Source organism: uncultured Nostoc sp. (genome assembly GCF_964245575.1).
GTDB lineage: Bacteria > Cyanobacteriota > Cyanobacteriia > Cyanobacteriales > Nostocaceae > Nostoc.
In genome coordinates this window covers 22991-29075 of sequence record NZ_CAXTNP010000071.1, presented here as the reverse complement: position 1 = coordinate 29075, position 6085 = coordinate 22991, and the positions used below count along the sequence as shown (strand labels likewise).

Annotated in this window: 4 protein-coding genes and 1 pseudogene; 3 read left to right on the top strand and 2 right to left on the bottom strand. The window is 43.1% G+C overall.

Annotation, left to right across the window (positions count from 1 at the left end; all coding sequences use genetic code 11):
- Positions 1 to 897: pseudogene (locus ACFFAP_RS13630) on the bottom strand (tetratricopeptide repeat protein); the annotation flags it as partial.
- A gap of 2 nt (positions 898 to 899) precedes the next feature.
- Positions 900 to 1964, bottom strand: coding sequence for an ATP-binding protein (locus ACFFAP_RS13625; RefSeq protein ID WP_375511727.1), 1065 nt, complete (start codon positions 1962 to 1964; stop codon positions 900 to 902).
- A 31-nt stretch (positions 1965 to 1995) separates the two neighbouring features.
- Here ACFFAP_RS13625 and ACFFAP_RS13620 point away from each other — a divergent pair, with 31 nt between their 5' ends.
- The 3 genes from ACFFAP_RS13620 to ACFFAP_RS13610 all read left to right on the top strand — a co-directional run bounded on the left by ACFFAP_RS13620 (position 1996) and on the right by ACFFAP_RS13610 (position 6066).
- The gene (locus tag ACFFAP_RS13620) at positions 1996 to 2334 is read left to right on the top strand and encodes a hypothetical protein (RefSeq protein WP_375511726.1); all 339 of its coding nucleotides are present in this window, start codon (positions 1996 to 1998) and stop codon (positions 2332 to 2334) included.
- A gap of 212 nt (positions 2335 to 2546) precedes the next feature.
- Complete coding sequence (gene sat / locus ACFFAP_RS13615; RefSeq protein WP_375511725.1) at positions 2547 to 3725, top strand: sulfate adenylyltransferase; 1179 nt, start codon at positions 2547 to 2549, stop codon at positions 3723 to 3725.
- Positions 3726 to 3882: 157 nt separating this feature from the next.
- Positions 3883 to 6066, top strand: coding sequence for a caspase family protein (locus ACFFAP_RS13610; protein ID WP_375511724.1), 2184 nt, complete (start codon positions 3883 to 3885; stop codon positions 6064 to 6066).
- The last annotated feature ends 19 nt before the right edge of the window (positions 6067 to 6085 follow it).

Genomic DNA, 6085 nt, shown 5'->3' with positions numbered 1-6085 from the left:
GGCTTCCCCCAAGCGATCGCCTATTTCCTGGTAAATTAAGAGTGCCTGTTGATAACAATCATTAGCTAGTTTGACCTCATTTTGAAATTCAAAATAGAGATTTCCTAACTTTTCCAAGCTACTAGCTAAATCAGCCTTTAACCCCAACTTTGTTTGCAAAGCGATCGCCTTTTCGTATGCCTTAATTGCCAATTGGCGTTCTTGCTGACTGTGATAGCGCTGTTCATAAGCTTCTGCTAAACTCTCATAAAGCGTTGCGAGTAATGGTGCTTCTTTCTCTTGGGCTTCAATTTGCTCAATGAGTCGTAAAATTTCTTCTAGAGGTAAACCGCCTGGTTCCTCTGGTATCGTCTTTGATATATATTGTGAATTCACGCTTGCTAATTCTTGAAGCACAGACTCCCCTTTAAACCAAAACACTCCACCCCGCCAACTCCAAAAATCCGGCGCTTTTTCCACCAAGCGAACCAATATTGGTTCAGTTAACCACAACACAATCGGAAAGTGAAATTGTCGCAGTGCTTCCCTTGTCCATTGTAAGTAACCAAAAAACCTGTCTTCCTCTGATTTGGGTGCATCTAGCTTTACCGACAGCAACTCATCTATACCTAATACTGTAATTACCGCAGGTTTATTTTGTTGTAAATCTGGCTCTACTTCTATTAACTGCGCCACCGCATAGCGTAAACTGGGGTCTTGATTGCGTACCCTTATCCGATAGGTAAGAAAATCCTGCTGTCTAAGTTCAGTTTCATATTGCTGAATCAATTTTTCGCGTAAATTGCGGTCATTGCAAACCGCAATCAGCAAGTTTAGAATACCCTGACTGGCTTCTAGGGCTACGATTAACTTCTGATAATTCCGTTGATTTTCTGCTTTTGGATCATCAGTTAACATGATTAAATCAGCTGCTTGCGCTTGAGTATCTCTACTACAATGGGATGCACGTCATACCACAAATCATCATTCTCATACTCCAGCACGTATAATCCATGCAGCAGCGAGAGAAAATCGTCACTTTTGGCATCTTGGGGTGTGAGATTTTTGTATGTCGTTACTAATATGCTAATCAAATTCTCACCCAAGGGACGGGCAAATTCATTCCGCAAATCTTTGACTGCTAATTGCAGAACTTCTTGATTAATTTTGATATCTGAACGTTCTGGTTCAGAACGAATCAGCAACAAACACTGAGAGCAACATTCTCTAGCTATTCGCACCAATTCTCGCACTACACCGCCGCTGGTGAGGACAATTTGCCTTGCGGTTTCCGGTTCAATTAATTCTTCTGGAATGCGCTTTTGAAGAATTTGCAAAAACAAGTTAATCAGTGGTTCCTTGGGTACTCCGTCAGGTTTGCGGCTGTCTCCTGGATTGAAGAACTTACAAACAGCCATCAACTGAGGCCGAGACACAACAGATTGGAGAATGGAGAGTAATTCACTATTGCGAATTGCCGAAATAGGAATTGTATAGATAATCTGAAACTTCGGTAGAAATAAAGAATTAATGTTGTTTTTGTAAATATCTTCAACCAAACTCAAATCAAGTTTATCCAAGTCATCAATTACGATTAGAACTTGCTTACCGCCAGTAGCAACTTGAATAATAGAGGCAATTTCATCAGCTTTGCGGGCGAGTTCAGAAACCTTACGTTCGTAAGTCTTTTTAATTTCTTCCCGAAACGTCGCTTCATTTTTGAGCTTGGCAGTGATAATTTTCAAGAAATCACCACCCACTCCGATCTCAGATTTTAAATCTTTGGTAACTGTCTCTGTCTGAGTGGTAGTGAACCATTCTAAAAGAGATTTTCTAATATTTTCGGAGATTTCTATTTGAGCTTGAGTGGCTTGACTCAATAGAGTCAAAGTAATAGCATATAAAATATTGACATGGTTAACATCTGACATTTCAATCAAGTCAGAAACAGAAAAGAAAGCAACAAAATATCCCTGCTGCTTCATTTTGTGAGAAAATTTCGCCAGCAGACTAGACTTGCCACAACCGCGATGTCCTGCAAATATAATTTCTACAGGAAACCCAGGTTACAAGACGAGCTTCATCGTATCTCTAATGGCATTTCCCCAACTAGCGCTACAGCAGATGAGACAAGGAAGGGGATTGAAGACTCCTGACTTTAACACTATCCAGATAATAAGCACTGCAATTGATGAAATGGGTTCACCTACCGATGAACAGTCAGCACTCATCAAAATCACTCTTGAGGGAAGGAGAATGAACTATCCAGACAGATATGATCAAGAGAAACTGCTAGCTTTGCACATGGCTAAGATGAAACTGGAGCAAGTGATAGGACTGTTAGAAATGCAATAACTCTTCACTAATCTAGACTCTCTTGATTCACTTGAGGGGAGTTTTTTGTTAGGGTATATCCCCAATCTCTTGGAGCGCTGATACCAATTTCAGAACCCAGAACCCAGTTTCTAGACCTTTATATCCCTAAACTCTTTTTCTCTACGTACCAGCATTTGATAAGTTAGTACATAATCTGAAACAATAACAGTAAAAGCAGAGAGGGGATTACGTTGAGTCAGAATCCAGATGCCATAGCCCCCCACGGTGGACAGTTGGTTAACCGTATCGCCACACCAGAACAAAGAGCAGAGTTTCTCTCAAAAGCTGACTTTTTGCCGCGAGTGCAACTTGACGATCGCGCCGTTTCTGATCTAGAAATGATTGCGATCGGTGCTTTTAGTCCACTCACGGGTTTTATGAACCAAGAAGACTATGATCGCACTGTGACAGAAATGCGATTAGCTAACGGTCTTGTGTGGTCAATCCCGATTACACTATCGGTCAGTGAAGAAGTAGCTTCACCGTTGCCAGAAGGCGGCTTAATCCGTCTGGATAACTCGATAGGCGAATTTATCGGAGTTTTGCAACTTACGCAAAAATATCACTACGACAAAATCCGCGAAGCAATAAAAGTCTACCGTACTAATGATGTCAATCATCCTGGCGTGCAAGTACTCTATAACCAAGGGACTGTAAATCTGGCGGGTGATATTTGGTTGTTGCAACGCGAACCTCATCCCCAGTTTCCCACTTACCAAATCGATCCAGTTGCCTCACGGCAACTATTTCAAGACAAGGGTTGGAAAACCATCGTCGGCTTTCAAACTCGCAACCCCATCCACCGCGCCCATGAATATATTCAAAAGTGCGCCTTAGAAATCGTTGATGGTCTATTTTTGCACCCATTAGTCGGGGCGACAAAAGAGGACGATATTGCTGCTGACGTGCGGATGCGCTGCTATGAAATTTTGCTAGAACACTACTACCCCTTAGACCGGGTAACTTTGGCAATCAATCCCGCCGCAATGCGTTATGCTGGGCCTCGTGAGGCTATATTCCATGCTTTAGTCCGCAAAAACTACGGCTGTACTCACTTTATCGTCGGACGAGATCATGCTGGTGTCGGTGACTATTACGGCACTTACGATGCTCAGTATATCTTTGATGAATTTGCGCCAAACGAATTAGGCATTGTGCCGATGAAATTTGAACACGCTTTTTACTGCACGCGCACTAAGCAGATGGCAACATCTAAAACCAGTCCCAGCAGGCCAGAAGAACGCATTCACCTATCGGGGACAAAAGTCAGGGAAATGCTGCGGCGCGGTGAGTTACCTCCACCAGAATTTTCTCGTCCAGAGGTAGCAGCAGAGTTGGCGCGGGCAATGCGGATAGAAGTACCAGCTTAGGGCATTGGGAAAGAGGAGGCAGAAGTTCTTTAATTTTAAATTTTGAATTTTGAATTTTGAATTGATTTTTCCCCTACTCCCCACATTTTTGTAACTTTACAATACAGAGTTCAGCCCTGTAAGCTGCTAACTGATAGCTGAGGGCTGATAGCTAATTATGAAACGGCGCACGTTTTTAGAGAAAATTGGCTCAATACTCGCGGTATTGGGGGTAACTGAAGCTGAGTGGTTAACTTTGGGAAATCGCTATTATCAGGCTTTGGCACAACCTAGTCCGCGCAAGTTGGCATTGTTAATAGGTATTAACCAATACCCGAAAATTCCAGCCCTCAGTGGTTGTCTGACGGATGTGGAATTAGAAAGAGAACTTTTGATTCATCGCTTTGGTTTCCAAGAGTCAGACATTTTAACGTTAACTGAGGAACAAGCTAGCAGGGAATTCATTGAGGCAGCTTTTTTGGATCACCTGGGCAAGCAAGCTAAACCCGGTGATGTGGTGGTCTTCCACTTTAGCGGCTATGGCAGTCGTGTCAAATTGGAAACATCGCCAGATCCAATGCAAAATGTTCTGGTGACAGCTAATTTTAGTCAGAAATTACAAGATGATAAAATAGTCAACTATATATTAGAAGAAACTCTACTGCTATTATTGCGATCGCTCCCCACAAACCAAGTAACAGCAGTATTAGATACCAGCTATTATGCTCCTAGCCCAGTCTTAGGATTAAAAATTCGCGCCCTTGAGGAGTCAGTAGCAAAGCTAGCAGCCGAAGAACTGGAATTTCTCAAACAACTTAAAACTCACAAATCCAGCACTCCGATTGTTTTAGCAGCTACCTCAGAACCAAACCAGCCAGCAAGGGAAGGACTCTTTTCTGGTTTTAGTGCCGGGTTATTTACCTACGCCTTGACGCAGTATTTGTGGGAATTCACCCCAGCTACCACAATTCAAGTCGCCCTCTCCCATGTAGAAAATTCTCTATCCAAATTGGGTAGTAAACAGCAACCAGGGAATCTGGAAAACCTCTCTTCTAACAGGAGAGAGGCTTTGAATTCTCCCCCAACGCTAGTAGGGAAGGGGGCTGGGGGGTTAGGTTTCGCCTCTTCTTTTCCAGACAATATTATTGGTGCAGAAGGCGTGGTGAGTGCTATTGAAGAAGACGGTAAAACAGTCCATCTGTGGTTGGCAGGATTACCTCCACAAGTGCTGTTATACTACGGAGTTAATTCTCGATTCACTTTAGAAACAACAGAAAAATTAGTATTGCGATCGCGCACTGGATTAACTGCAAAAGCGCAAATTTCCAAAATTGAAGGTGCAAATCCCTTACAAGTCGGGCAATTTGTCCAAGAAGCAGTCCGGGTTTTACCCCGAAATATTAATTTAACAATAGCTTTGGATACTCGATTGGAAAGAATTGAGCGGGTAGATGCGACAAGTGCCTTCGCTGGATTTTCCCATGTATCCACCGTAATAGCAGGAGAAAAACCAGCTGATTATGTATTTGCCAAGCTACAGGAAATTTCCAGTCGTTATGGTCTATTTTCTCTTGGTGGCGAACTAATTCCCAATACCGCCGGGGAAGTAGGAGAAGCAGTAAAATTAACAGCGCAAAGGTTAGCGCCCAAATTATCAATTTTGTTTGCAGCTAAGTTATGGCGACTTACAGAAAATCAAGGTTCTTCCCGCTTGCCTCTCAAGGCAACCTTAGAAATAATTAGTGATATATCACCACAGGTGGTGATGCAGCGTGAAACAATACGAACTTTCAAACCTGAAACTTCGATAAAAAAATCAGTACAGACGCAATTAATCGCGTCTCTGCCGACTGCGATTGTACCTATCGGTAGTCGAATGCAATATCGAGTGGAAAACCAGAGCGATCGCCCAGTATATTTAATCTTGCTGGGATTAAACAATAATCATACAGCAGTTGGCTTTTATTCTTGGGAAACCCCCCAAGAAGCAAACACTGCCGACACCAAGCCCCTCCTCAAACAAGTCGTCATCCCCCCAGGTGAAACCCTCACCCTACCCCAAACTAATAGTGCTTCCGAATGGCTGATTTCAGGCCCAGCTTGCTTTTACGAACAACAACTGATTTTTAGTACTGCCCCCTTTAGCGAAACTCTCGCCGCCTTGAGTACTGTTAAGTATTCCACAGCCGAACAACAGCCGATTGGTTCATTGTTGAATCCCTTAGACGTTGCACAAGCCTTGCTACAAGACCTGCATAACGCCAGCGCCCTGAAAGCGGAAATGAACGGCACAGCAGCCGACTCATATATCTTGGATGTGAATAATTGGGCAAGTCTCAGCTTTCGTTTTCAAGTGGTATAAACAACGATATGATCAGGCG

Excerpts from the sequence above, each read along its gene's own strand:
- ACFFAP_RS13625 (WP_375511727.1), bottom strand. The coding sequence starts at position 1,964 with ATGAAGCAGCAGGGATATTTTGTTGCTTTCTTTTCTGTTTCTGACTTG.
- ACFFAP_RS13610 (WP_375511724.1), top strand. The coding sequence starts at position 3,883 with ATGAAACGGCGCACGTTTTTAGAGAAAATTGGCTCAATACTCGCGGTA.